Annotated in this window: 24 protein-coding genes; 3 read left to right on the forward strand and 21 right to left on the reverse strand. The window is 34.7% G+C overall.

The annotated features are described in order from the left end of the window. Positions 1 to 47 precede the first annotated feature (47 nt). From ACWG0P_RS01490 to ACWG0P_RS01585, 20 genes are all read right to left on the reverse strand, one after another. On the reverse strand, positions 48 to 314 hold the full coding sequence (locus ACWG0P_RS01490; protein ID WP_455791773.1) for a phosphocarrier protein HPr: 267 nt from the start codon (positions 312 to 314) through the stop codon (positions 48 to 50). A gap of 132 nt (positions 315 to 446) precedes the next feature. After that, positions 447 to 887 (reverse strand): DUF523 domain-containing protein, encoded by a 441-nt coding sequence (locus tag ACWG0P_RS01495; protein WP_455800159.1) that lies wholly within the window; start codon positions 885 to 887, stop codon positions 447 to 449. Between the two features lie 28 nt (positions 888 to 915). Continuing rightward, complete coding sequence (gene yaaA, locus ACWG0P_RS01500; RefSeq protein WP_455800160.1) at positions 916 to 1,671, reverse strand: peroxide stress protein YaaA; 756 nt, start codon at positions 1,669 to 1,671, stop codon at positions 916 to 918. 78 nt (positions 1,672 to 1,749) lie between these two features. Then, on the reverse strand, positions 1,750 to 2,913 hold the full coding sequence (locus ACWG0P_RS01505; protein ID WP_455791767.1) for an AI-2E family transporter: 1,164 nt from the start codon (positions 2,911 to 2,913) through the stop codon (positions 1,750 to 1,752). Between the two features lie 9 nt (positions 2,914 to 2,922). Next, positions 2,923 to 4,899: an excinuclease ABC subunit UvrB gene (gene uvrB, locus ACWG0P_RS01510; RefSeq protein ID WP_455791766.1), complete on the reverse strand. Its 1,977-nt coding sequence runs from the start codon at positions 4,897 to 4,899 to the stop codon at positions 2,923 to 2,925. After that, on the reverse strand, positions 4,889 to 6,367 hold the full coding sequence (locus tag ACWG0P_RS01515) for a S41 family peptidase (protein ID WP_455800161.1): 1,479 nt from the start codon (positions 6,365 to 6,367) through the stop codon (positions 4,889 to 4,891). Before ACWG0P_RS01515 ends, uvrB begins: the two co-directional genes overlap by 11 nt. 120 nt (positions 6,368 to 6,487) lie before the next feature. Further along, positions 6,488 to 7,390 (reverse strand): permease-like cell division protein FtsX, encoded by a 903-nt coding sequence (ftsX, locus tag ACWG0P_RS01520; protein WP_455800162.1) that lies wholly within the window; start codon positions 7,388 to 7,390, stop codon positions 6,488 to 6,490. After that, on the reverse strand, positions 7,383 to 8,072 hold the full coding sequence (gene ftsE, locus ACWG0P_RS01525) for a cell division ATP-binding protein FtsE (protein WP_455800163.1): 690 nt from the start codon (positions 8,070 to 8,072) through the stop codon (positions 7,383 to 7,385). The genes ftsX (ACWG0P_RS01520) and ftsE (ACWG0P_RS01525) overlap by 8 nt, the downstream gene beginning before the upstream one ends. Before the next feature lie 35 nt (positions 8,073 to 8,107). Next, entirely contained in the window at positions 8,108 to 9,484 is a 1,377-nt protein-coding gene (locus tag ACWG0P_RS01530; protein WP_455800164.1) for a murein hydrolase activator EnvC family protein, read from the reverse strand. After that, entirely contained in the window at positions 9,481 to 10,377 is an 897-nt protein-coding gene (ftsX, locus tag ACWG0P_RS01535; protein ID WP_455800165.1) for a permease-like cell division protein FtsX, read from the reverse strand. The genes ACWG0P_RS01530 and ftsX (ACWG0P_RS01535) overlap by 4 nt, the downstream gene beginning before the upstream one ends. Further along, entirely contained in the window at positions 10,370 to 11,059 is a 690-nt protein-coding gene (gene ftsE / locus ACWG0P_RS01540) for a cell division ATP-binding protein FtsE (protein WP_455800166.1), read from the reverse strand. Before ftsE (ACWG0P_RS01540) ends, ftsX (ACWG0P_RS01535) begins: the two co-directional genes overlap by 8 nt. A 94-nt stretch (positions 11,060 to 11,153) precedes the next feature. Next, a complete protein-coding gene (locus ACWG0P_RS01545) occupies positions 11,154 to 12,017 on the reverse strand; it encodes a YitT family protein (RefSeq protein WP_455800167.1) in 864 nt (287 codons plus the stop codon). A 153-nt stretch (positions 12,018 to 12,170) separates the two neighbouring features. Then, positions 12,171 to 13,613 carry an LCP family protein gene (locus ACWG0P_RS01550; protein WP_455800168.1) on the reverse strand — a complete coding sequence of 481 codons (1,443 nt, stop codon included), beginning with the start codon at positions 13,611 to 13,613 and terminating at the stop codon, positions 12,171 to 12,173. A 178-nt stretch (positions 13,614 to 13,791) separates the two neighbouring features. Next, positions 13,792 to 14,890, reverse strand: a protein-coding gene (prfB, locus tag ACWG0P_RS01555) for a peptide chain release factor 2 (RefSeq protein WP_455800169.1) whose coding sequence is annotated in 2 segments (ribosomal slippage) — positions 13,792 to 14,817 and positions 14,819 to 14,890 — 1,098 coding nt in all. Because the reading frame shifts where the segments join, the coding sequence is not laid out codon by codon here. Further along, positions 14,891 to 17,233: a preprotein translocase subunit SecA gene (gene secA / locus ACWG0P_RS01560; RefSeq protein WP_455800170.1), complete on the reverse strand. Its 2,343-nt coding sequence runs from the start codon at positions 17,231 to 17,233 to the stop codon at positions 14,891 to 14,893. A gap of 121 nt (positions 17,234 to 17,354) precedes the next feature. Continuing rightward, positions 17,355 to 17,552, reverse strand: coding sequence for a cold-shock protein (locus tag ACWG0P_RS01565; protein ID WP_455791751.1), 198 nt, complete (start codon positions 17,550 to 17,552; stop codon positions 17,355 to 17,357). Between the two features lie 205 nt (positions 17,553 to 17,757). Beyond that, positions 17,758 to 17,955 (reverse strand): cold-shock protein, encoded by a 198-nt coding sequence (locus ACWG0P_RS01570; protein WP_455791749.1) that lies wholly within the window; start codon positions 17,953 to 17,955, stop codon positions 17,758 to 17,760. Beyond that, the gene (locus ACWG0P_RS01575; RefSeq protein WP_455800171.1) at positions 17,952 to 18,626 is read right to left on the reverse strand and encodes a ComF family protein; all 675 of its coding nucleotides are present in this window, start codon (positions 18,624 to 18,626) and stop codon (positions 17,952 to 17,954) included. Before ACWG0P_RS01575 ends, ACWG0P_RS01570 begins: the two co-directional genes overlap by 4 nt. 31 nt (positions 18,627 to 18,657) lie before the next feature. Beyond that, the gene (locus tag ACWG0P_RS01580) at positions 18,658 to 19,803 is read right to left on the reverse strand and encodes a DEAD/DEAH box helicase family protein (protein ID WP_455800172.1); all 1,146 of its coding nucleotides are present in this window, start codon (positions 19,801 to 19,803) and stop codon (positions 18,658 to 18,660) included. 78 nt (positions 19,804 to 19,881) lie between these two features. Next, complete coding sequence (locus ACWG0P_RS01585; RefSeq protein WP_455800173.1) at positions 19,882 to 20,595, reverse strand: NTP transferase domain-containing protein; 714 nt, start codon at positions 20,593 to 20,595, stop codon at positions 19,882 to 19,884. 283 nt (positions 20,596 to 20,878) lie between these two features. Here ACWG0P_RS01585 and phnW point away from each other — a divergent pair, with 283 nt between their 5' ends. From phnW to aepX, 3 genes are read left to right on the forward strand one after another with little or no spacing between them, the layout of a single operon-like run. After that, positions 20,879 to 21,967, forward strand: a complete 1,089-nt coding sequence (gene phnW, locus ACWG0P_RS01590; protein WP_455800174.1) for a 2-aminoethylphosphonate--pyruvate transaminase — start codon at positions 20,879 to 20,881, stop codon at positions 21,965 to 21,967. Beyond that, on the forward strand, positions 21,964 to 23,097 hold the full coding sequence (gene aepY / locus ACWG0P_RS01595) for a phosphonopyruvate decarboxylase (RefSeq protein WP_455800175.1): 1,134 nt from the start codon (positions 21,964 to 21,966) through the stop codon (positions 23,095 to 23,097). The genes phnW and aepY overlap by 4 nt, the downstream gene beginning before the upstream one ends. Position 23,098: 1 nt before the next feature. Then, a complete protein-coding gene (gene aepX / locus ACWG0P_RS01600; protein WP_455800176.1) occupies positions 23,099 to 24,394 on the forward strand; it encodes a phosphoenolpyruvate mutase in 1,296 nt (431 codons plus the stop codon). 42 nt (positions 24,395 to 24,436) lie between these two features. Here the strand turns inward: aepX and ACWG0P_RS01605 are convergent, their stop codons facing one another. Continuing rightward, complete coding sequence (locus ACWG0P_RS01605; protein ID WP_455800177.1) at positions 24,437 to 25,345, reverse strand: sugar phosphate nucleotidyltransferase; 909 nt, start codon at positions 25,343 to 25,345, stop codon at positions 24,437 to 24,439. Between the last annotated feature and the right edge of the window lie 5 nt (positions 25,346 to 25,350).

A 25,350-nucleotide genomic window follows, 5' to 3' on the forward strand; every position in this document is an offset into this window, starting at 1 on the left:
ATAAAAAAAAGACAAGTTACCTCATCTTTTTCTCCTTAGTCTTTTAATTAACCGATGATTTTTTGAGCGCGTAATACTTCTTCAATAGAAGCGATAGCTGCTTCTTCATCATCCCCATTACAAGAGATAGTAATCTCAGATTGTGTTGGGATTCCCAGTGACATAACACCCATGATTGATTTCATGTTTACTTCGCGTCCTTTGAAAGATACGTTTACTTCACATTTGAATTTGCTAGCTGCATTTACAGCAACAGTAGCTGGACGTGCGTGTAATCCAACTGGATCGATTACGGATACAGTAATTTGTTTCATTTTATATTCCTCCTAAAATTAACTTATTTACATATACTATTTTAACCCATTTTGATAACACTTACAATCTTAATTTGCCTTTTTTTAAAGAAAAATCATATTTTATCTGTAAATCCTCCATATTATAATAGTTTATTGCTCTTTTCTAGTGGATGCACTAAATTCTTCCCAAGTCATCGCAGGAATTCCCTCTTTCAACAGCATTTCCACAAAAATACCATTTCCATCTTTCAACCTTCCTTGAAATGCCCCATCATATATGTACCCAACTCCACAACTTGGACTTCTAGGTTGTAAGATTACGATATCCGCTTGATACTCTATAATTTGTTCTAATGCTATTCTAGCTCCTACATAAAAAGCCTCTGTACAGTCTTCATTTGCTGCATTTAAAATCTTTCCATCTACAATTTCACAACTCAATCTAGGTATTGGCAAACCTCCTAGCACTTCTGGACAAATGGTCATATATTCCTTATCCTTAATATATTCCATTAGTTCATTTTCTAGATTATTACCACCACTATATTTACAATTAACGCCTGTTAAACATGCACTGATTGCATAACGCATATCGTTTCCTCCTTTTCCTGGGAAATATTTACATATCTTTTACGAACACTAGTTTTCGATTGCTAGATAAAGCATCATGATATTTATACCCATCTTCTTGAAACGTTTTGACATCTTCTAAGTACTCGATATGATAATCCGCAAGAAAGCGCACCATCATACCCCTTGCTTTTTTTACTTGAGTCGAGTGCATTTTTATCTTGTGATCTTTTCTTTCATAGAATTCAATATCGATGAAGCTATCATCTTTTATATATGGTCGAATACATTTATCATATTCTTTACTTGCTAAGTTTAAGATATAAGGCTCTATATGATCCGCTTGTTCTTTTATGATAGCACTTGCTAAATCTTCCATCCAATATGCATAGAGATGTGCAGTATCATCAACACTCAACTTTGTTTGCATTTCTAATCTGTATGGATAAATAGAATCACTTGGTTTTACAATTCCATATAAACCAGAAAGAATTCTTAAATGCTTGTCTAAATAATTCCATTGTTTATCCTTACAAGTTTCTATGGCGATTGCTTTAAAGGCAATTCCATCGTAAATATCCAAGGCACTAAAACCCTTGTGATCAAACTTCATATCGGAGAACCTTTGTAAGGTCATGATTGCTATTTTATCATCTATTTTCATCAGCTTTTTTAGATCTTCAATATCATATATTTTTAGTTGTTCTACAATACTTTTTGTTTTAGACAAATATATTGGAAGCTGTGATGGCTCGTGTATACGTTGTTCCTTCATTATTTTTGCTGGGGATATTAGAATTATCATGTCATCACCTCTCTGTAAGCATTATAACGGATTTTAAAGTAGAATTCCATTTTTGTGAAAGAAAAGCTAATCTAACGATTAGCCCTCACTCACTTCTACTAGTTTTGCATTCTTTTCTTTTTCTTTTTTTAGTTTCACTCTACGATTAACTTCATCACGAAGTAGGCAATATATAACAGAGAATGTTGGTAAGCCTAATAGCATTCCCGCAAACCCAAACAATCCACCACCTACGGTAATCGCAAATAGCACCCATAAACCTGAGAGTCCAACACTACTTCCTACAACCCTAGGGTAAATTAGATTCGACTCAAATTGTTGTAGACAAATTCCAAAGATAACAAAGAACACTCCTTGTACTGGATTTACAAAGGCAACTAACAATGCACAAATCGCAACCCCAAAGATAGCTCCAAAGATAGGTATGATATTTGTACATCCAATGATCACCGCAAGAATAGGTGCATAAGGGAATTTCAGAATTAAACATCCAACATAGCACAACAACCCAATGATGATAGCTTCTACTAATTGACCTGCAATAAAGGAAGAGAATGTCTTATTCACAAGTGTTCCAACGCGTAATAGGTACGTATTGGTTTTTTCATTTGTAAATGCATAGATACAACGTTTGCATTGTGAAATAAGTTTATTTTTTGATACCGTTAAATACACCGCAATGACTAATGCCATAAAGATATTTGCGACACTACTCGCAAATCCCGTTGCCACATTTAACAATTGAGGCAATCCAGTTTTGATAACTGTCGCAATTGTACTTCCAATATTTTTTGTGATTGTATCGATTTGTTTAATTATATCTTCTGGTATATCACGATTTTTAATGATATCATCCAGCATTTTCCCAGCACTTTGTACATAGCCTGGCAATTGTTCCGCTAACGCTGTAATACTTTCGACAACTTGTGGTACCACAATCCAAAAGATAAATGTGAATATAAGTATAATTACTCCAACGGACAATAATGCCGCGACTATTTTTTTACTTTTACCTAAAGAAGATGGCAATTTACGCATAAAGAATTTAAGTGGCAAATTAAATACAAAGGCGATCATGATACCATATATAAATGGTTTACACATTGCGACAATAGAAAAGAATCCATCTACCACATCATTCATATGTAACAATACCCAAATCAACGCAATTGTAAATGTAATGATAAACAACACATTTTTCATTGTTAAGCGATTAAGTTTTTTATCCGAATCTTTAAACATAGGACCTCCTTATGAACTCTGTAATTCAATTAAGATATCACGAAGTTCTGCCGCACGTTCAAAGTCTAATACTTTTGCGGCTTCTTTCATCTCTTTCTGTAAACTTGTAATCAGTTTCTCTTTATCCTTCTTACTAACATTTGCTTTCTTATTCATATATTTCGCAGTCATTTCTTGTGTTTCTTTACTACGAACAACTTCATGAATTGGCTTAATAATTGTTTTTGGGGTGATGCCATGTTCTTCATTATATGCAATTTGAATTTCTCTACGTCGTGTCGTTTCACTTAATGCTTTTTTCATAGAGTCTGTCATTTTATCTGCGTACATGATAACTTTACCATGCGCATTACGTGCAGCACGTCCTATAATCTGAATCAAGGAACGTTCACTTCTTAAGAACCCTTCTTTATCCGCATCTAATATTGTAATCAGGGAAACTTCAGGAATGTCCAACCCTTCTCTTAACAAGTTGATTCCTATTAATACATCGTATTTTCCTTTTCTTAAATCACGTATAATTTCCGTACGTTCTATCGTTTTAACTTCATGGTGTAACCATGCCACCTTGAAATCCATTCCTTTTAAATAGGATGTTAAATCTTCTGCCATACGAACCGTTAGAGTGGTGATTAAGACACGTTCGTTTTGCTCTATGCGTTTTTGTATTTCATCTACGATATCATCAATTTGTCCTTGTGTAGGACGTACTTCTACAACAGGGTCTAATAAGCCTGTAGGACGTATAATCTGTTCTACGATTTCTCCATTGGTTTGTGTTAGTTCGTAATCACCAGGAGTCGCAGATACAAAGATAGCTTGACGAATTAAAGTTTCAAACTCTTCAAATCGTAAAGGACGATTGTCTAAAGCACTTGGTAAACGGAATCCATAATTTACTAAAGTTTCTTTACGTGCCCTATCTCCGTTGTACATACCTCGTACTTGCGGTAAGGATACATGAGATTCATCTACTACTAATAAGAAATCATCTGGAAAGTAATCCAGTAATGTATAGGGACGAACACCAGGCGCACGTCCATCAATATGACGAGAGTAATTTTCAATCCCTGGACATACTCCAAATTCTCGTAATGCTTCCATATCATAACGTGTTCTTTGTTCAAGACGTTGTTTTTCTAGTAGTTTGCCTTCTTCTTCAAAGGTTGCTAGTCTTTCTTCTAATTCTACTCCAATAGTATTTGCGGCACGGTTAATGATTTCTTGTTTTGTTGCATAGCCACTTGCCGGATACATTACATAAACTGTATACGCATTTAAGATTTTACCTGTTAACGGATCTACTTCGCAGATTCGTTCGATTTCATCATCAAACATTTCAATTCGTAAAATATATGCATCGGTGTGTCCAAGTGCTACTTCAATGGTATCTCCACGAACACGGAAGGTACCACGAGCTAAATCCATATCATTTCTTGTATACTGACGTGACACTAATTTTCCCATTAATTCTTTACGATCAATAATATCTCCAACTCTTATAGAGAAAAACATTTCACGATATTGCTCTGGATTACTAGCACCATATATACATGCTACAGAAGCTACAATGATCGTATCTCTTCTTTCAAGGATGGAATTGACGGCAGCCATTCGAAGCATGTCTAATTCCATATTGGTCGTTGCGTTTTTATCGATATATAAGTCTGTACTTGGAATATAAGCTTCTGGTTGGTAGTAATCAAAGTTTGAAACGAAGTATTCTACACGATTGTTAGGGAAGAATTCTTTGAATTCTGAGTACAACTGACCTGCTAGTGTTTTATTATGTACAAATACTAGAGTTGGTTTGTTTACTTGTTGTATTACATTAGATATGGTAAAAGTCTTACCAGTACCTGTAGCACCAAGTAAGACTTGTTGTTTTTTCCCACTGTGAATACCTTCCACAAGTTCTTTAATAGCCTTTGGCTGATCACCTTGTGGTTGATATTCAGAAACTAAGTCAAATAGTTTATTTTCCATTTGCTAACTCCACCGCCTTTGCAAGTTGTGTATCATAAGATGCGTCGGAATGCCATTTTAAGCTAGCCTGAGAAATTAGAGTAGAAATCACTTTTTCATTAATTTCACCAGTTACTTCTAAACCATTATCTTTTTGGAAAGCTTTTAAAGCGTTACTAGAGGCTGGTGAGAAGTATTCATCTGTTCGATCTACTGTGTATCCTAAAAATTTTAGATATGTTTGTACACTCTTTGCCGCAATATTTACAGTATCAGCTTTGAAAACTTCATCTTTTTCTAGAACAGGTGAAGATGTTGTGATTGCAGGATCTAGATTCACTTCAACATCTGGCGTAATTCCTTTTTTATCCACACTCTTCTCATTAGGACTCAACCATTTCGCTGTTGTATATTTCAATTGAGAAGAATCCTTAAATGGCATTGGAACTTGAATAGTTCCTTTTCCATAAGTTTTAGTTCCTACAACTTTCGCATTTAAATTTTCTTTCAAAGCCATCGCTAGAACTTCGGATGCACTTGCTGTATCTTCATTAACAAGAACGATGATTTGTTCAAAAGCATAACGTTTTGTATCTTCTAATACCTTATATTCATCAATATCTCCATTGCGTTGTTTTTCTTTAAATACAACACTATTCTCAGGTAATAAGTAACTAGCGATTTGTTGAGCAGCTGTCAAATATCCACCACCATTATTTCTAAGGTCAATCACAAGGCTCTTTGCTTTCTTGGATAGATCCTTTAAATGATTTCCAAATTCATCTCCACTGGTATCTGCAAACGTGCTAAGTTCAATGATTGCTACATCTCCTTGTAGAGAGCTAGTCACTGTTTTAGAAACTTCACGTCTTTCTACTTCTTTCATAACATGTTCATTATTGTGAATGATTTCAACCTTTACTTTCGTTCCAGATTTACCTGAAATCATTTCTTTCACTTCATCCGAATCCATATTCTCACAGAGCGTACCATTTACTGCATATATGATATCGCCAGCTACAATTCCTGCTTCTTCAGCAGGTGAGTTCTTAAATACTTTATCTACTAAGAAAGTATTAGAACCTACTTCATAATATTGAATTCCAATACCGACATAGCTTCCTGACATAGAACTAGTAAAATCCTTTGCCGTTTTTGGTGTCATGTAAGATGTATGCGAATCACCACCAGCATTCACCATTCCAGAGATAGCTCCATCGATAAGCGTCTCTTCAAAGTCTTTTTTATCTACACCAAAGTAAAACTTATCCTTCATAATTTCGTATACTGTACTAAGTTTCGCAAAAGTTTGATCTTCACTCACAACTTTTGTTGAAGTAAAATTGTTTACAAGAAAACCTGCACAAAAACATGCAATACAGAAGAAAACAATCGCAATTATTTTGATCCTGCGATCTCTTTGAGCCTTAATTTCATCCGGCCATTTATGCTTCACCAATTTATAGCGTTTGACATTCTTTTCAGCCATATATTGCTCACCTCATATCGTTATAAAATCTACCTCTTATAATACCATATTTTGTTTAAATATATAAGAGTTTCGCATATATTATTCCCCAATTATAGAAAAAGCGATCACTTAAGATCGCTATCTTTTCCATCGTAAATATTTTGTCGTTGACAAGAAACTTCCTATAAGACCTACTAACATTCCTGCAATAGTAATAATTCCACAGATTTGAAGTGCAAATGGATAAACTGGCTGCATGGTAAACATTCCAATCATAAGTTGTCCACTTACTGCTTTAAATAAATAGGAATAGCCAAAGTAGGTAAAGATACATGGTAGGATAGAACCAATAAATCCAATCAGCATCCCTTCAATCATAAAAGGAACTTTAATATAACCATTTGTTGCGCCTACATTTCGCATAATTGCAATTTCTTTATTACGTGCATAAATCGTCATTTTAATAGAATTGGATATCAAGAATATTGCTAATAAGGATAATAATACTACAAATACCAAGCCTCCCGTACGTACGATATTTAAAATAGAAATCATCTTCGATACGGAGTTTCCACCATATACAGCAGAATACACACTTGGTAACTCCTTGATTTTATCTGTAATAGAAGCTATTTTATCCGCATCTTTAACGGAAACAAAGTATGCGTTGCTTAGAGGGTTTTCATCCCCTTTAAACATCGCAAACTCTTCGCCTCTTTCTTTGATAAATAACTCAAGCTCATCGGCTTTACTTGAAAAAGTTGCGCGCTTTACACCAGAGATAGATTCAAGTTCATCTTTCACTTGATTAAGATCATTTTTTTCAGTAACATCACCATTTAATACTACATGTATTCTAAGATCATTTTCAATAGAATTTGTAAATAGAGAAACGTTTCCAGCAACAATCAAGAATGCAGAAAATAAAACAAGCGTTATAGTCACTGCACTTGATGCAGATAAGGACATAGCTAGATGTCTAGCAATGCTAAGAAATGCTGTCTTAATATGTTTAGGAAAGGCTTTGAAGAAACTAATCATGTTTCAGATAGCCCCCTTTCATAATATCCGCAACAATGTATCCTTCATCAAGGCAAATAGTACGTTTTTTAAATCGATCTACAATTGTTGAATCATGGGTAACCATAACAATCGTAGTTCCTTCAACTTCATTAATTTTCTCTAAAAGGTCCATAATTTCAGCAGATTTATCTGGATCTAAATTCCCTGTTGGTTCATCCGCAATTAAGACTTTTGGATGATTGGCGATAGCTCTACCGATGGTCGCACGTTGTTGTTGCCCACCAGAAAGTTCATTTGGGAATGCTTTGGCTTTGTCTTCTAAAGATACAAGTTCTAACACTTCTCTTACTCTTCGTCGAATATCTACTTTATTCATCCCAATAACTTCTAATGCAAATGCGATATTCTCAAAAATCGTAAGTCTTGGTAGTAGTCGAAAGTCCTGAAATACTACTCCAATATTTCTTCGATATACAGGAACTTTAGAATGTTTTAATTCACCAACGTTGATATTTTCAACCATCACAGTCCCTTGATTAGGAATTTCTTCCCCATCCAAAAGTTTGATAAGTGTTGATTTTCCTGAACCAGTAGGTCCAATGATATAGACAAATTCACCATTATCAATTGCTAGATTTATATCTCTTAACGCATGAACACCGTTCTTATATTCCTTTGATACATTCTCTAAAAGAATCATATGATCACTCCTACTCTTGCTTTACAAGTTATTTATTAAAATACTTCTTCAGGACGCATTCTACAAGGCGCACCTTTAATATTACAAACATTATTCACTGCGCCTGATCCCCAACCATTTCCCCATGCAAAATCTGCAGTTCTTTGAAATCTTGCAATTGCATCAGTAAGGCTCATATTTCCTAGATTGATAACTTCGATATGACAGTGTGCTCCAGAAGAGTTTCCACTATTTCCAGTAAGGGCAATCTGTTGACCAACGCTTACTCTTGTTCCTGCTGATAGCATGCCACCTTGTGATAGATGGAAGAAGGAAATCGCATATGTAATTCCATTTGCTTGTGTTAACAGTTGCATAGTGTTTCCACCACCTTGTGGATAACCAGACCAATTTCCAAGGTATCCTCCATTAGAACTAACTGGGGCACTCGCATAAAGTATAATCCCATCTGAAGGTGCAATCACTGGGGTTCCTATAGGAACTGCTTTATCCATTCCCAAGTGAGCTCCACCACCTGGATAATACCAAGTTCCAGCTGAAATGTATCCACCTTGCACGGGCATTGCTAATCCAGTGTTTCCGCTAAAATCCAAATCACCAGGATTTGTAATGGAAATAATATTATTTCTAATCGAATTGATATCTACTTGTACTGAACGCATTTTTTCAGCCAATGCTGCTTCTTGTTTTTGATATGTTGCAATCAAGTTTAGCTGCTCCGTTTTTAATGTTTCAACGATTTCTTTATTTTGAACATTCTCTTCTCTTTTAATTTCGACTTCCGATTTAAGGCGTTCTTGTTCGCCTTTATCAAGATCTAACTTTTCTTTTTCTTTTTGAAAGGTGTTAATTTCTTCTTTATCACTTTCTGTTATTTTTTGTAATCCGTCAACTTTACGAATCATATCCACTAGATCATCAGATCCCATGATGATTTCTACGTTCACATTTGTTCCTAACTGTGATTGTTCACTAATCATACGATCTTTTATCCGGTTGTAACGAACATCTATTTCTTTTTCTTTTCCAGCTATATTTACTTTTAGTTCTTCGATTTGTGCGGATATCGTTCGTATATTTGCATCATTTACTTCAATACTTTTTGTATAAAAATCTAGTGTAGAATTCAAATCTTTAACAACTTTCGATGCATTTTCGATATTTGTTTGAAGACTTTTCACTTGATCAGATATAGAAGCTAAATCATTGCTTAATGACTCTCGTTTTTGTATGTAATATTGACGAAATGCTTCGCACTGATTCTTTTCTTCTGCTGTGTCTTGTGCAACCTTACACTTATTGTTCCAATAATCTTCATTTCCTTCAAAATCCTCCGCATAAACAGGAGATGTAGGAACCAACGTAAAAGTTGCTAGAAGAAGGATCATAGTTATCTTTTTTATTTTTTTCATCGACTCCACCTCAAGTATTTATTAACAGCATGAAAGCTACCTATAATTCCAACGAGCGCACCTGCGACAAACAGTGCTAAACATATGACAAATGCAAAAGGGAATGGCTTTTGCAATACAAACATGGAGGATAAGAATACTCCATCTAATGATCGATATAAAACTGTATAACCAATTGCAGTGATAAGAATCGGTACTAAGGCACCAAGGATCCCTATAAACATTCCTTCAATCATGAATGGGGTTTTTATATACCAGTTTGTTGCTCCAACACTACGCATAATAGATATTTCTGTATGTCTTGTATAAATCGTCATCTTAATAGTATTAGATATCAGAAATATCGCTATAAAGCCAAGTCCTATCAAGAAGATTGCTCCACCATATCGTAAGGACGCAAAAGTGTTGACCATATTTTTTATGTCATCTCCACCATATTGGGCTTTTTGTATTCCATCTATTTTGTTCAATTTCTTCGTTACTGTATTGATATCCTTTGCTTGTTTCACTTCTACAATGAAAGCATTGTTCATTGGATTATGTTCTTCATAACGTTGAAACACTTCTCCGTTTTCTTTAATGAGGATATTTAATTCCTCTTCCTTAGAAGAATATTCAACACTCTTTATTTCAGAGATGGCCTTTATTTCTTTCTCAATTTTTCCGATATCATCTTGCGATTTCATATTATCGATAGTCGCATGTATTTTCAAGTCTTCTTCTACATTTTTCGTGAATCCATTTACATTTTCAGCAACAACAAAAAATAAAGACATTAATGTTAAAGTCACTGCGACCGCAGAAGCAGATGATAAAGACATAGATAAATGTCTTGTTATACTTTTAACTGCAGATAAAAAATGTTTTGGCATACTTTCTAAAAACTTAATCATGCTTGATATAACCGCCTTTCATCATATCTGCAACGATGAATCCATCCTCTAAAGCAATGGTTCTCTTTTTAAATTGGTTCACTAAAGAAGAATCATGAGTTACCATAAGTATTGTAGTATTTTCTACTTCATTTATCTTTTCAAGTAACGCAATAATTTCTTTGGATTTCTCTGGATCTAGATTCCCTGTTGGTTCATCCGCAATCAAAACTTTTGGATGATTAGCAATGGCACGACCAATAGTTGCTCTTTGTTGCTGTCCTCCTGATAACTCTCTTGGAAAAGCTTTTGCTTTATCTTGAAGAGATACCAATTCTAATACTTCTCTTACACGTTTTCGAATGGTCATTTTATCGATTGCAAGTACTTCCATAGCATAGGCGATATTCTCAAACACAGTCATACTCGGTAATAAACGAAAATCCTGAAATACAACACCTAAATTTCTGCGATAAAATGGTACTTTAGAATGACTCAATTTCCCGACATTTGTATTCTCTACGATAACTCTTCCTTTGTCAGGAATTTCTTCTCCATCCAAAAGTTTGATAAGCGTGGACTTACCACAACCTGTTGGTCCTATGACATATACAAACTCGCCATCCTTGATTTCTAAATTGATATCACGTAAAGCGTGTACTCCGTTTTTATAGGATTTCGATACATTTTCTAATAGAATCATATCATCACTCCTCATGGCTCTAATTATATCATAAAAAAAGCCTTATTCACATGAAATAAGGCTAGTAAATTCTTACAATTCGTTTACAAAATAGTTACAATTGTTGTAGATATGTGAAGCCTTCTCCATGCACTTCGTTCACATCACTTACAATCACAAATGCTTCTGGATCGACGTTGGAAATAATACGATTCAATTCTGCATATTGTCTTTTCACAAGAACCATCATGATGACTGGTTTTTCTTCTCTAGTATAACCGCCTTGTGCATGAAGGATGGTTGCCCCACGGTCAATATTTTGATAAATAACTTGCATAAGTTCTTCATGTTTCTCTGATATGATCATAACATTCTTAGCTTCGTGAGCACCAATCATAATGACTTTATCAATCACCTGACCACATACCCATACCGATACTAACCCAATCATGGACGCTTCTACACCATAGGTTAATGCCCCTAATAGAACAGTGGCCCCATCAATACAAACAACAAGTTTTGGTAAAGGAATCTTTGTATATTTATTGATGATGAGTGGAGGAATATCCATACCTCCAGTACTTCCCCCAACTCGATATACCATCCCTATTCCTACTCCAACACAAACTCCAGCATAAATAGAAGCAAGTAAAACATTATCTGTAATGTGTACATTATGAGAATATGCACTCAATATTGTAATAAAGAGTGGATAAACAATCGTAGAGACAACGGTTTTTAAGGCAAATCGTTTTCCAAGAAAGATCGCACCAGCAATATACAAACCTATGGTTAACACATTAATTACTATGGTAGGTTCCAAATGGAAAATAGGTTTTAACGCAATGGAAATTCCTGCGACTCCTCCTGACAAGATATTCAGAGGAAGGACAAAAAATGATACTCCTGCCGCAATGACTAAATTCCCTATAATGATTGTGATGATTTCTGTGATATTTTCTTTAAGATTTAGCTTCATATTGTCACCTTCGTATTCCATGCATGATTATAGCACAAAGAGATTTAAATATCATAAAAATATACGAAATATAACACATTCATATAAGCGACTACATAAAAGAAAATCAACCAAGATCCCTTGGTTGATTTGAATTTAACTTTCTAAAATGAATTACTCAGTTACAGTTGGTACTTCACCATTTTTCAATTGAGCAATCAATTGCTTTGCTTTTGTAACAGTATTTGTGTCAGGATACATTACATAGGCATTGAATCCATTTGCTGGTGTCCAATCTGTTCCTCCGGTACCTCCAACAGCATAATCCGTTATATTCCATCCACTCATATCTGACAATTGCATATTTACAAGTGAAGATATATCACTATCGCTCATATTTGTTTGGAAAGTTCCACCTACCGCGCCCATCAGCCCCATATAATTCCCAATTATAGAAGGTGATGTGGCTTTATTAATAATGCCAGTCAATACACGCGTTTGATTTTTAATTCTCTCATTATCTCCACCAGGCAAGGAGTATCGCTCTCTCGAAAATGCCAATGCTTGATCTCCATTCAAACCATTAACGCCTGCGACAAAATTATATCCTACTCCAGTGAATGCGTAATCTGAATTTACAGTGATCCCCCCTAAAGCGTCAACGATATCAACTAGACTTGAAAAGTTTACTCTTGCATAGTAGTTAATATCTTCACCGAAGAAATTGGAAACCGAGTCAACTGTACAACTCACACCAAATATTCCAGTATGCGTTAATTTATCTTTTTGATTACCTTGACATGTTTGAGGCACATAATAATCACGAGGAATATCTATTAACAGTATTTGTTTCGATTGTGGATTTACAGCCATTATTTTATTTACATCCGTACGAGATACTGTTGATATTGAACCATATGTATCGATTCCTGTTATATACACAAGGAAAGGCTCTTCCGTAACATCTACAGCTTTACTAGTATCTTTTGCTTTCTCTTCATACGTGTATGTTTTGATAATCTTTGTATCTTCTTCAAATGATGGATGATTATCTTCGAACATACCACGGTAACCTTCATTCAGTATAATCGCATCAACTTCTCCACTATATAACCCTTCAGCGAACACATCAAAACCATTATATGCTTGTGTTATTGCACTTGTTCCTAAATCAGTCTCTACTTTTGCTAAGGTCTGATCAGCATACTTACTATCACCGATTGAAACCATACCAAATGATTTGCCTTCTAAATCATTGATTTTTTCATATCCGCTAGACTTCATCACAACAATGGAAACCTGTATTTTTTCAGTATCTTCTCCTGCAATTTTATTAAACGTTGAATATGTTTTGAATAAATATAAATTACCAACCCCTAATAGTGCAGATAATAAAATGATTAAAATTTTGCCTAGAATTTTATTTACCTTGTTTGTACGTTTTCCATATTGGATAAAGTACATGCAAAGGAAAATGATAACCAAAACGATAGAAACTACTGCGATGTATTTCATCGGAATCATTTTAGCAATAATCATTTGAGCAATTACCAATATATTTAAAATCGCATAAATACTTATAAAATAGAATCTTAGTTCTTTAAACATTTTTTTCATAGAAATCATTTCCTCGCTTTTTTAAATTTCGTTAAAATTATAACACTTTTTGTGATAAATTCAAAATGTATATGTGTATTCTCGGCGATTGTAATAATTTCTTAAGAAACACAATCTATGTCCTCTGCAATATAAAAGAAGCAAAACAACAATATTAGTAGTCTTGCTTCTAACAATATTAAATTAAAGTTTTTAAATACGCAAATACAAAATTATCTAAATTTCCATCCATAACACCTTGTGTGTCACTGGTTTCATAATTTGTACGATGATCCTTTACCATAGAATAAGGATGGAACACATAGGAACGTATCTGCGATCCCCATTCATTCGCTTTTACTTCACCCTTGATTTCCGCAAGTTTTGCTTCTTGTTCTTCAATCATTACTTGATATAAGCGACTCTTCAAAATACGAAGTGCTTCTTCTCTATTTTCATGTTGTGAACGTCCATTTTGACACGTTGACACCAATCCAGTAGGTTTATGAACCATACGAACTGCAGAATCTGTTTTATTGACATGTTGACCACCTGCACCACTGGCACGCTTGGTTTCCACGATTATATCCTCAGGTTTGATATCAATATCAATCTCATCGTTGAACTGAGGCATAACATCTAAAGACGCAAATGATGTATGTCGTCTTCCACCAGAATCAAATGGAGAAATTCGAACTAATCTATGAACACCCTTTTCAGCTTTCAAGTATCCATACGCCATATCACCTTCAACTAAGAACGTAATAGATTTAATACCCGCAACATCTCCTGCTAAATAATCAAGCACACTGATTTTGTATCCCTTTTTTTCAGCCCAACGTGAATACATGCGATATAACATTTCAGCCCAATCACAAGATTCTGTTCCACCAGCGCCTGGATGTAATTCTAAAATCGCATTGGAATGATCATATTCATGAGACAACAACATTTTAAGTTCAAAACTTTCAAATTGTTCTTCCATTTCTTTATAATCTAGTTCCATAAGTTCAAATAAGTCTTCATCATATTCATCTTTTAAAATATCATGAGTTTCCTCTAGTCCTGACAATGCATTTTCTAGTGTTTCATAACTATCAACGATATCTTTTAAGCCATTTAACTGCTGTATCATCTTTTGCGCATGTTCAGGATTGTTCCAGAAGTTTTCTTCTAATGAAAGACTTGTTAATTCATCTATCTTATGTTTTTTTTCAGCTAAGTCAAAGTGACTCACCAAGTTGCGTTAGCTTATCTTGGTGAGATTTCACTCCTTGTTTTATTTCGTATAATTCCATTTACTTCGCCTTTCTTTCCACCTGCACCTTTAATGCAAAGAATACAACTTCACGTGCAATTCTTCCTTGCATTTCTTCGAACATTTCATATCCTTCTTCGATATATGCTTGAAGTGGATTGTTTTGTGCATAGGAACGTAAGTGAATACCGTTTCTTAATTTATCCATCATATCGATATGTTCAATCCAGTTACGATCCATATTTCTTAATACAATCGTTTTTTCAAACTGCTTGAATTCATTACGAATATCTTTGATTTTTTCATCATATAAAGCGAAAATTTTATCTGCACAGTACTGTGTCAAAGTAACAGCATCTTTTCCTTTGATTTCATCCACAGTTACATTATCATGTTCTTCAAGCCCTAACATCTCAAGACCTTGAATAACTGATTCGTAATTTACACTGTCATGACGTCCATGATCCACATTTGCATTCACAATATCACGAATTACACGATCAATCATATCGTGAACAATCCCATGTACATCTTCATTCTCTAATACATAGTTACGTTGTTCATACATGATTTCACGTTGTTTTCTTAAAACATCATCGTAATCTAACAATTGTTTACGGACATCATAGTTATATCCCTCAACACGTTTTTGTGCTTGCGTGATTGATTTTGTGACCATTTTAGATTCGATTTGTGCATCTCCAAGAGTTGAGAATAGTTTTTGGAACTTATCTCCACCGAAACGAATCATCAATTCATCTTGTAAAGATACATAGAATCTTGAGAAACCTGGATCTCCCTGACGACCACTACGCCCACGTAGCTGATTGTCAATACGTCTAGATTCATGACGTTCACTACCCAATACAGCCAAACCACCTAACGCTCTTGATTCTTCAGTAAGTTTAATATCGGTACCACGGCCCGCCATATTTGTTGCGATTGTAACGGATTTAACACGTCCAGCCTTTGCGATGATCTCTGCTTCACGAGCATGATTTTTCGCATTTAAGACTTCGTGTGGAATCTTTTCTTTATCTAGTAACATATCTACCAATTCACTGGTTTCAACAGAAATTGTACCAACCAATACCGGTTGTCCTTTTTCATACAATTCTTTTACTTCTTCTACCAATGCATTGAATTTTAATTCAGGATTTGCGAAAATTGCATCTGGGTAATCTTCACGAACAACAGGCATGTTTGTTGGGATTTCCACAACACGCATATTGTAAATATCTAAGAATTCTTCTTCTTCTGTTTTTGCAGTACCAGTCATACCTGCAAGTTTGTCATATAGACGGAAGAAGTTCTGGTAAGTAATCGTTGCCAAAGTAGATGTTTCTTCTTTGATAGAAACGCCTTCTTTTGCCTCAATTGCTTGATGTAATCCATCAGAATAAGCACGCCCTGGCATTGTACGTCCTGTAAACTGATCGACAATAACAACTTCATCATCTTGTACTACATATTCAACTTCGTTCTTCATGATGTAGTTTGCTTTTAATGCTTGTGTAATGTGATGTACAAGTTGTGTGTGTTCTACGTTATAAAGATTGTCAATTTTAAAGTGACGTTCCGCATTGGTAACGCCTTGTTCACTCAACATAATTTGTTTTGTTTTTTCATCAATTTCATAATCTTCACTACTTAAACGTTTTGCGAATGCATCCGCTTGTAAGTATAAGTTCGCAGTCTTCTTAGCGCCACCTGAAATAATCAATGGAGTTCTAGACTCATCGACTAAAATAGAATCGACCTCATCGACAATTGCGACATTCAACCCACGAAGAACACGATCCTCAACATCTGTAACCATGTTATCTCTTAAGTAATCAAATCCTAATTCTGAATTTGTTGTATACGTAATATCACATGCAAATGCTGCGCGTTTTTCTGCTGGTGATAAAGGACGAGAGTTTACACCAACGCTAAGTCCTAAGAATCGATAAATTTGCCCCATCCATTCTGCATCTCGACTTGCCAAGTAATCATTTACAGTTACTACATGCACACCTTTTCCTGCTAATGCATTTAAGTATACACACATAGTAGATGTTAAGGTTTTCCCTTCTCCAGTTCTCATTTCGGCAATATCGCCTCCATGCATCGCTGCAGCTCCCATTACCTGTACCTTATATGGATATTCTCCAATTGTACGACGTGCAGCTTCTCTAGAAGTCGCAAACGCTTCCACCATCATACTATCTAAGGTTTCACCATTTGCATAACGTTCTCTAAATTCTACTGTTTTTTCTTTTAATGCGTCATCACTCAATGCTTCCATTTGTCCAGCCAATGCTAAAACATCGTCTGCGATTTTTCCTAATTGTTTTAATGCTTTCGCTTCACCACTAATTAAGCGTTCAATATAATTGCCCATTGTGACCTCCATTTATACTATTATTTTTTATATTTTTCTCAAATATAACCTAGTTTATTGTATCATAAAAAACTAAGCGATACTATAAAAAAAACAGGCTTCCTGCCTGTTTTCATGTTTTTTACGCTTTTACAATATTATGCGCTTGTAATCCTCGTTCAGTTTCTACGACTTCAAACTCAACAGCGGCCTCACTGTCGATTGTTTTGAACCCTTCCATCATAAGTTGTGAGTAGTGAAAGAATACGTCTTTTCCATCCTCCAATGTGATGAAACCATACCCCTTCTCTTGGTTAAACATTTTTACTTTTCCTTGCATTCCGATACTCCTATACCTTTCTATGCTACATCATGCATATCTAAATTATAGACATCCGATATTTAAAAATCAACGATATCTATGTTTTATTTATGAAATTTTAACATCTTCTTTTCTCTTTGTTTTTCGTACGTGAACTTTCTTACATTTTTGTGCAATAAATGTAAACTTCTTTCATTTATCCTGTAAATTTTTGCACAAGATCTTAACACTTTTCTACATTTCTAGCTTGTAGACCTTTATCGGATTCTACTATTTCAAACGTAACTTCTTGTCCTTCGTCCAAAGATTTGTATCCATCCACTAATATTTGAGAATAATGCACAAATATATCTTTTCCATCTTCTCCACATATGAATCCAAATCCCTTCTCTGCGTTAAACCATTTCACTTTACCTTTCATTTTACTTCACCTTCCTTATTTATTTTCCTTTTAAGTATAGAAAATCTCTTATCTCTTTTCAAACCTTTTCCATCGCAAGATTCGACAAAAAGAGGATGTGCACTTAGCACGAGAGCTTCTATTTTAAATGTATGCTGCTTCAACAATTGATATGCATATTTTAAAGTAGATCCACTTGTACACACATCATCTACCAATAACAACTTTGTCTTTGGTAATTTATATCCTGGTTTCCTATGTATCACATCCTTGATATGTTCCCTATCCTTAAAGCTTTGTAGAGACTGTTTATGATTTTCACTCTTATAAAAAGGTTCAATGATAGGTAATTTGCATCGCGTAAGCATATCCTCTACAGGCACAAATCCTCTCTCACATAATTTCTCTTGTGAGGATGGCATAAGTACAATTGTGTAATGTCGATATTTGTCGTTCAAGACTTTTATGTCTTCATAAAAAAACACGTCTCGTAATGCTACATCATGTCCTTCTTTATATTGGAAAATCATATTTTCTAGAAAATCATTGTACTCATACAAGATTGTAAGAGGTATATTTTCTAAATGGGTTCTTCGATTGATTCTTTTTAATTGCATTTTACAACTTGTACAGAGCAGTTGATCTTGTTTCAAATAATCGAAAACAGATATCTTTTTATGTATCTCTTCCATACATAATCTACAATATTCCTCTTTCACGCATTCACCTTCTGTTCATCATTTGAATTGCTCTTTCACATCGTAAAATATCGTTCGTTTTCTTTGTGCATAAAAATATACCTTTACCAGTAGGCATTTCAATATTCCTTCCAACACGTCCGATAATTTGAGTCAGACTTGCTTCATTAAAAACCACATGATCTGCTTGCAGTACAATAATATAAATGCCTTTGATGGTAATCCCTCTCTCTAATATGGTTGTCGTAATTAGGCATTCATATTTTTTCTCATGAAACGCTCGTACAATGTCCTCCTTATTCTCACTCTTCGATGTAAATGAAACACATCGAAAAAGTGGTCTTAATGCTACGCTTAGTTTTCGTGCTAAAGCGATAGTAGGTACAAACACTAACGTTTGAATGTGTTCTTTCCTTTGTTTAAACAAGAACTTAACCAGATATAAAAACTGAAAACTCTTTGGCCTTGTAAGTATTCGTGGCTCTATCAATGGATACCCATGTGGTCTTTGAAACAATTCCACCATCTGTAAGCTTCCTTCTTCAACATCTTTTAGCATCTCTTCATCTGGTGTAGCGGTAAGGTATACGATCTCTCCAGTTGAGGCATGCATCGCGATTTGTTTTAAGATATTATTGCCTCTATATGGAAAAGCATCCACCTCATCCATAATAAGCAAATCAAAGGTTTGATGATAGCGATAGAGTTGATGCATCGTACATACAATGATATCTCCATCACATACATCCGTGTAGCCCTCACATACTGCAATGACATTTAAACCTTTAAAAGCCTTTTGCATTCTTTCTTTTATTTCCAAAACAACTTGTCTTCTTGATATCGCAAACCCGACCTTTTTCCCTTCGTTCAAATACTTCTTCATCACCTCCATAACCATCTCTGTTTTGCCAGCGCCACAAACTGCGTATGCCAATACGGACTGATGATGAGACGTATGATAACAAATTGCTTCCGATGCAACATGTTGTTTTGGCGTTAACCCATAGTCTAAGTCATATGTACAACTATGCTTCTTTCTTTCATAAACAGTCCGTTTGGGAACCTCATTTACATTCATCCTTCCAAATCCAATGCATTTTCTACAATACCAAACAGACTGATCTTTATAAAAAAATCTATGTTCGCTATTGCCGCAACGTAAACAACGCACAATATCACCTCCTACTATTTATATACGAGAAAAAGTTATAAAATTCCTAAAAAAAATACAGAAATTTAATTCTGCATTTTATCGTTCTTTCCAAAACTCATCATATATGTAACAAGCTTCAAAATAATCTCGCATTAAATTTACATCTCTAGCATACTTTCGATCAAGTTGATGTGCTTCTATAGGTATTTTTTTTGAAAGATTGAGTATTTCTTCTTCCCATTCTCGATGGTGATATCTTTTGATTTTTTCACTTATGTTTTCTTTGAAATATTCCTTTAAATGAACAGCGTCCTCTTTTGTCCAATAGGAAATACCTAACATTGTAGTAACTGCTTCTGGTCCAGCATACTTGTAAAAGTTTGTTATAACTCTAGATTTATTCACTTCCGGATGAAGTAAAGGAATCCCACGTGATTCTTTCAATATTGTATAGAAAAACGAATTATTATCTTTTTGTTTGAATACATTTTTAAAAATCGCAACATCTCCATGAATGATGAACGTATCTCCAACTTCGTCCAACACCAATTCCAATGAATGTAAATTATTGTTCATGGAGTATTTTTTATTATGCACCAATTTAACTTTATACTTCTCTTTAAGTGGAAGAAATAAGTCCTTCATGTGCCCTGTAACTATTGTAATATCACTTATTTGTGCTTCGTGTAAATATAGAATCAATCGTTCTATCATTGGAATCCTACCAATTGGTAAAAATGCTTTATGCCCTTGTAAAGCCACTTCGCGCATTCTCAAGCCAACTCCCGCCGCTAAGATAATTGCATTCATGTTGTATTTCCCTCTTTCTTCCCAGCCCTTTTCTATTTTAATACAAGATATTTGAAATTACAACAAAAGTAATGAACAGAGATAGAAAGATGAATTTTATTTCATTATGAACGAATATATCCACAAACAAAACAAAATATACAAATAAATGCTTGATTTTGTTTATATAAAGGAATATAATGCAACATATTGAACAAATTAACACTAATTTAATATTCCTAACGTTCAATTTATGAATTAAATGTTACAAAACGCAACATTTCTTATAATCAGGAGGAAACTTATGAAACAACGTGTATTACTAACACCAGGTCCACTTACCACATCTACTAGAGTAAAACAAGCCATGCAAGTAGATGCGGGTACAAGAGACAAAGACTACCAAGATATCGTTCAAAACATCCGTCATTCTCTATTACAGCTAGCTCATGCGAAGGAAGATAACTACAGTTGTGTACTTTTACAAGGTTCTGGAACCTATGGTGTAGAGAGTGTCCTTACAAGTACTATTCGTAAAGATCAAAAACTTTTGATTCTTGCGAATGGATCCTATGGACAACGTATGGAACAAATTTGTAAAAAGGCAAACGTACCATATGTATTAAAATCTTTTTCTATGATTGAAGCACTTCCAATAACAGATATAGAAAAAGAAATAGCGCGAGAAGATATCACACATGTCGCTTATATACACTGTGAAACAACGGCAGGAGTACTAAATGATATCAAAGCAATCCAAGCGATCATTCACAAACATGGCAAAATTAGCATTGTGGATGCTATGAGTAGCTTCGCAAGTGTTGAAATATCCATAGAGGAACTTGGAATTGATTATCTAATCACTAGTTCTAATAAGTGTATGCATGGGGTTCCTGGAATCGCCATCGTATTTGCGAGAAGAGAATTATTAGATACATGTAAAGACATTAGTCATAGTCTTTCTTTGGATTTATATGCGCAGTATTATGATATGGAAATTTCACCCGGATCTTTTCGTTTTACATCTCCAACGCATGTTATCTTAGCCCTACAAGAAGCAATCTTAGAGCTCGAAGAAGCTGGTGGAATTGTGAGTCGTTCAAAACGATATTATCACATTCAAAAAGAAATATATGACGCCATGTCTATGCATGGGTTTGATATATTGGTGGATAGATTCATACAGTCTCCTGTTATTACCACCTATTTAAATCCACAGGGATTTAATTTCGATGATTTTTATGCGTATTTCAAAGAACATGGATTCCTTCTATATAGTGGAAAACTTCCTGGCATTGATGCATTTCGTATAGGAAATATTGGTCACATTATGGATGAAGATATCGTACGCTTTAAACAACTATTGGACAATTACAAGGGGTATGCAAAATGAATATTGAAAAATTTATAAAAAATGTACAAAATCTTGGAATAGAAGACTTTATTGGTGTTCCAGATTCTACACTCAAGAGTTTTTGTGATTATTTGAATTTACATGTTTCCAATGAGCATCACTTTGTGCCTGTAAATGAGGGTGCTTGTGTAGCACTTGCTGCTGGATTGTATTTAGGTGATAAAAAAACAAGTTGCGTTTATATGCAAAATAGTGGAATTGGAAATGCTATTAACCCAATCGCTAGCTTAATAAATGAAAAGGTATATGATATTCCAATGCTATTTATCATTGGCTATCGAGGTGAACCAGGTATCAAAGATGAACCTCAACATAAGTTTCAAGGAGAAATCACTGAACCTTTAATGAAATGTCTAGAAATCCCTCATGCTTGCATTAGCAAAGAAAGCACAGAGGAAGAAATGAACGTGATTTTGAAACAAGCGAAATCACAGTTAGAGGCAAACAAACAATATGCAATTATTGTGAAAAAGGATACCTTTGATAAAGCAGAAGCTTTTCATTTTGAAAATCCTTATCCCTATAACAGAGAAGAAGCAATCAAAGATATTCTTACTTTTACAAATGAAGAGGATATTGTTGTTTCTACTACAGGTAAAATATCTCGCGAAGTATATGAACAATGCGATGCATTATTTGGAAATCATGAACGTGCATTTTTAACCGTTGGATCCATGGGACATGCAAGTATGATTGCGTTAGGAATCGCAATGAAGAATACAGAACGCAAAGTATATTGTTTAGATGGAGATGGAGCAGCATTGATGCATATGGGCTCTATGGCATTTCTTGCGAATCAACCATGTACAAACCTTATTCATGTTACATTGAACAATGAAGCACATGAATCTGTGGGAGGCATGCCTACCAATTGTCAACATGTATCTTTTGCGAAGATTGCACAAGCATGTGGATATAAAAGTGCAAGTTCTGTTACAAATCTAGATGAATTAACAAACACACTATCTAAATGTGTAAACGTAGATGGCCCTCACTATATTGAAGTACAGGTTGCATTAGGCGCTAGAGGTGATTTAGGACGTCCAAAAGAAACTGCAGTTGAGAATAAAATAAACTTTATGAATCACATAACGAAATGGAGAGATTAAAATGAAAAAAGTATACGCATGTATGAGTACTGATATTATTCATGAAGGCCATTTGAATATTATCAAGGAAGCACAGAAATATGGAGCATTAACTGTTGGGGTTTTAACAGATGAAGCGATGGTTAAATTCGATCGTTTCCCTACTATATCTCAAGAAGAACGAGTTGAACTAATCAAAAGTTTGGATGGAGTAGCTGAAGTGATCTTACAAGATAGTGTATCTTATACGTCTAATCTGCGTAAGCTTAAACCAGACTATGTTATTCATGGTGATAACTGGAAGGATAACCAACAACACATTATTCGTGAAAATGTAATTAAGACACTTAATGAATGGGGGGGAGAGTTAATTGAAATACCGTACACAAGAAGTGAATCCGTACTTCATACGGATAAAGTCATGCGTGATAAACTATCTATGCCTGAATTCAGAAGAAAACGTCTAAAACAATTATTAAAAATGCGTCCAATCGTGAAGACACTAGAAGTACACAGTGGTATCACTGCATTGATTGCGGAAAAAACAGTTGTTGAACGCGGAGATGAACTTGATCAATATGATGCTATGTGGATTAGTAGTCTTTGTGATTCAACCGCAAAAGGAAAACCTGATATTGAACTTGTGGATATGTCTTCAAGAATGCGCACAATCGATGATGTAATGGATGTTTCTACAAAGCCGATTATATTAGATGGTGATACTGGTGGTTTGATTGAACACTTCGTATACAATGTACGTACTTTAGAAAGAATGGGAGTTTCAGCTGTAATTATTGAAGATAAAACTGGACTTAAGAAAAACTCTTTATTTGGAAATGATGTAGAGCAAACACAGGATACTATCGAAAACTTCTCCGAGAAAATCAAAGCAGGTAAAAATGTACAATTAAGTGATGACTTTATGATCATTGCACGTATTGAAAGCTTGATTCTTGATAAAGGCATGCAAGATGCATTAGATAGAGCATTTGCTTATGTTGATGCTGGTGCAGATGGCATTATGATTCATTCTCGTAAAAAAGATCCAGCAGAAATCTTTGAATTCTGTGATAAGTTCCGCGCACAAGATAAAGATACTCCTATCGTTGTAGTACCTACTTCTTATAACACCGTTAGTGAAGAGGAACTTGCACAACATGGTGTGAATATCGTAATCTATGCCAACCAACTTACCAGAAGTGCTTTCCCTGCTATGCAGGATACAGCAGTAAACATCCTTAAAAATCATAGAGCAAAAGAAGTCGATGATACATTGATGTCAATAAAAGATATTATTACATTGATTGATGAACTATAAAAAGAGGAAGGGTTTCGTAATGAAGTCCTTCCTTTTCTATTCTTAAACGTTATAAATTGGATCTATTTGTTTCAATTCATTATAGGTATCAATTTCTATAATTTCATCTTTTTGTACTGGACGCACTAGAACTTGGTAATGATCGATACACTCTCTAAGCGCAACTTCATCCCAATATTTTTCTCTACCTCCTGGCATATGGAAGACTGCATCTATATCTGCAGAAAGCTTTTGAGCATCTTCACTCGTCCAATAAGATATACCGAACATATGATGAACGTTGTTTCCACCAACCTTCACTTTCGTAATGATCCCTTTTTTCGTTTCAAAACACCAATCATCCGTTACGTCTACTTTCATTCCCATATAGTTTGATGCATATTCATATTTTCTAATAAGTTCTGGGTTATATAACACAAGATCAGATTCTAAGACATATGCATTTGCTAGAATATCTTTTGCGACATAGGCACTCGAAATATTGTTCGCTTCGTTATAAATTGGATTTTCAAGAAATTTAATCATTGGATATTTCTTTAAAAGCACATCAAACTGTTCTCCTAAGTATCCTCGTACAATTGTAATATCATGAATACCCGCTGCAAGTACTGCGTCTAATAAAGTTTCAATGATTCGTTTTCCATGTACTTGGATAAGTGGTTTTGGTGTATTTAAAGTTACAGGAACCATGCGACTACCAAAGCCCGCTGCCATAAACACAGCTTTCTTAACACGATGTGGTTCTAACCACTCATATCCTTTTAATGTCACATCATAATGACTATTACCTAATGCTCGAATTAATTCTAATTCTGTAAGTTCGGCGATTGTTTTATTAACCACACCTAAAGAAAGGTCAAGAGCTGAAGCAAGAGTTCTTTGTGAATGTTTCATATCTTGATGACGCTCGATTTTTGTTAAAACTTCAAATTGAGTTAATGTTAAATTCATACTGT

The organism is Amedibacillus sp. YH-ame6 (assembly GCF_053848845.1).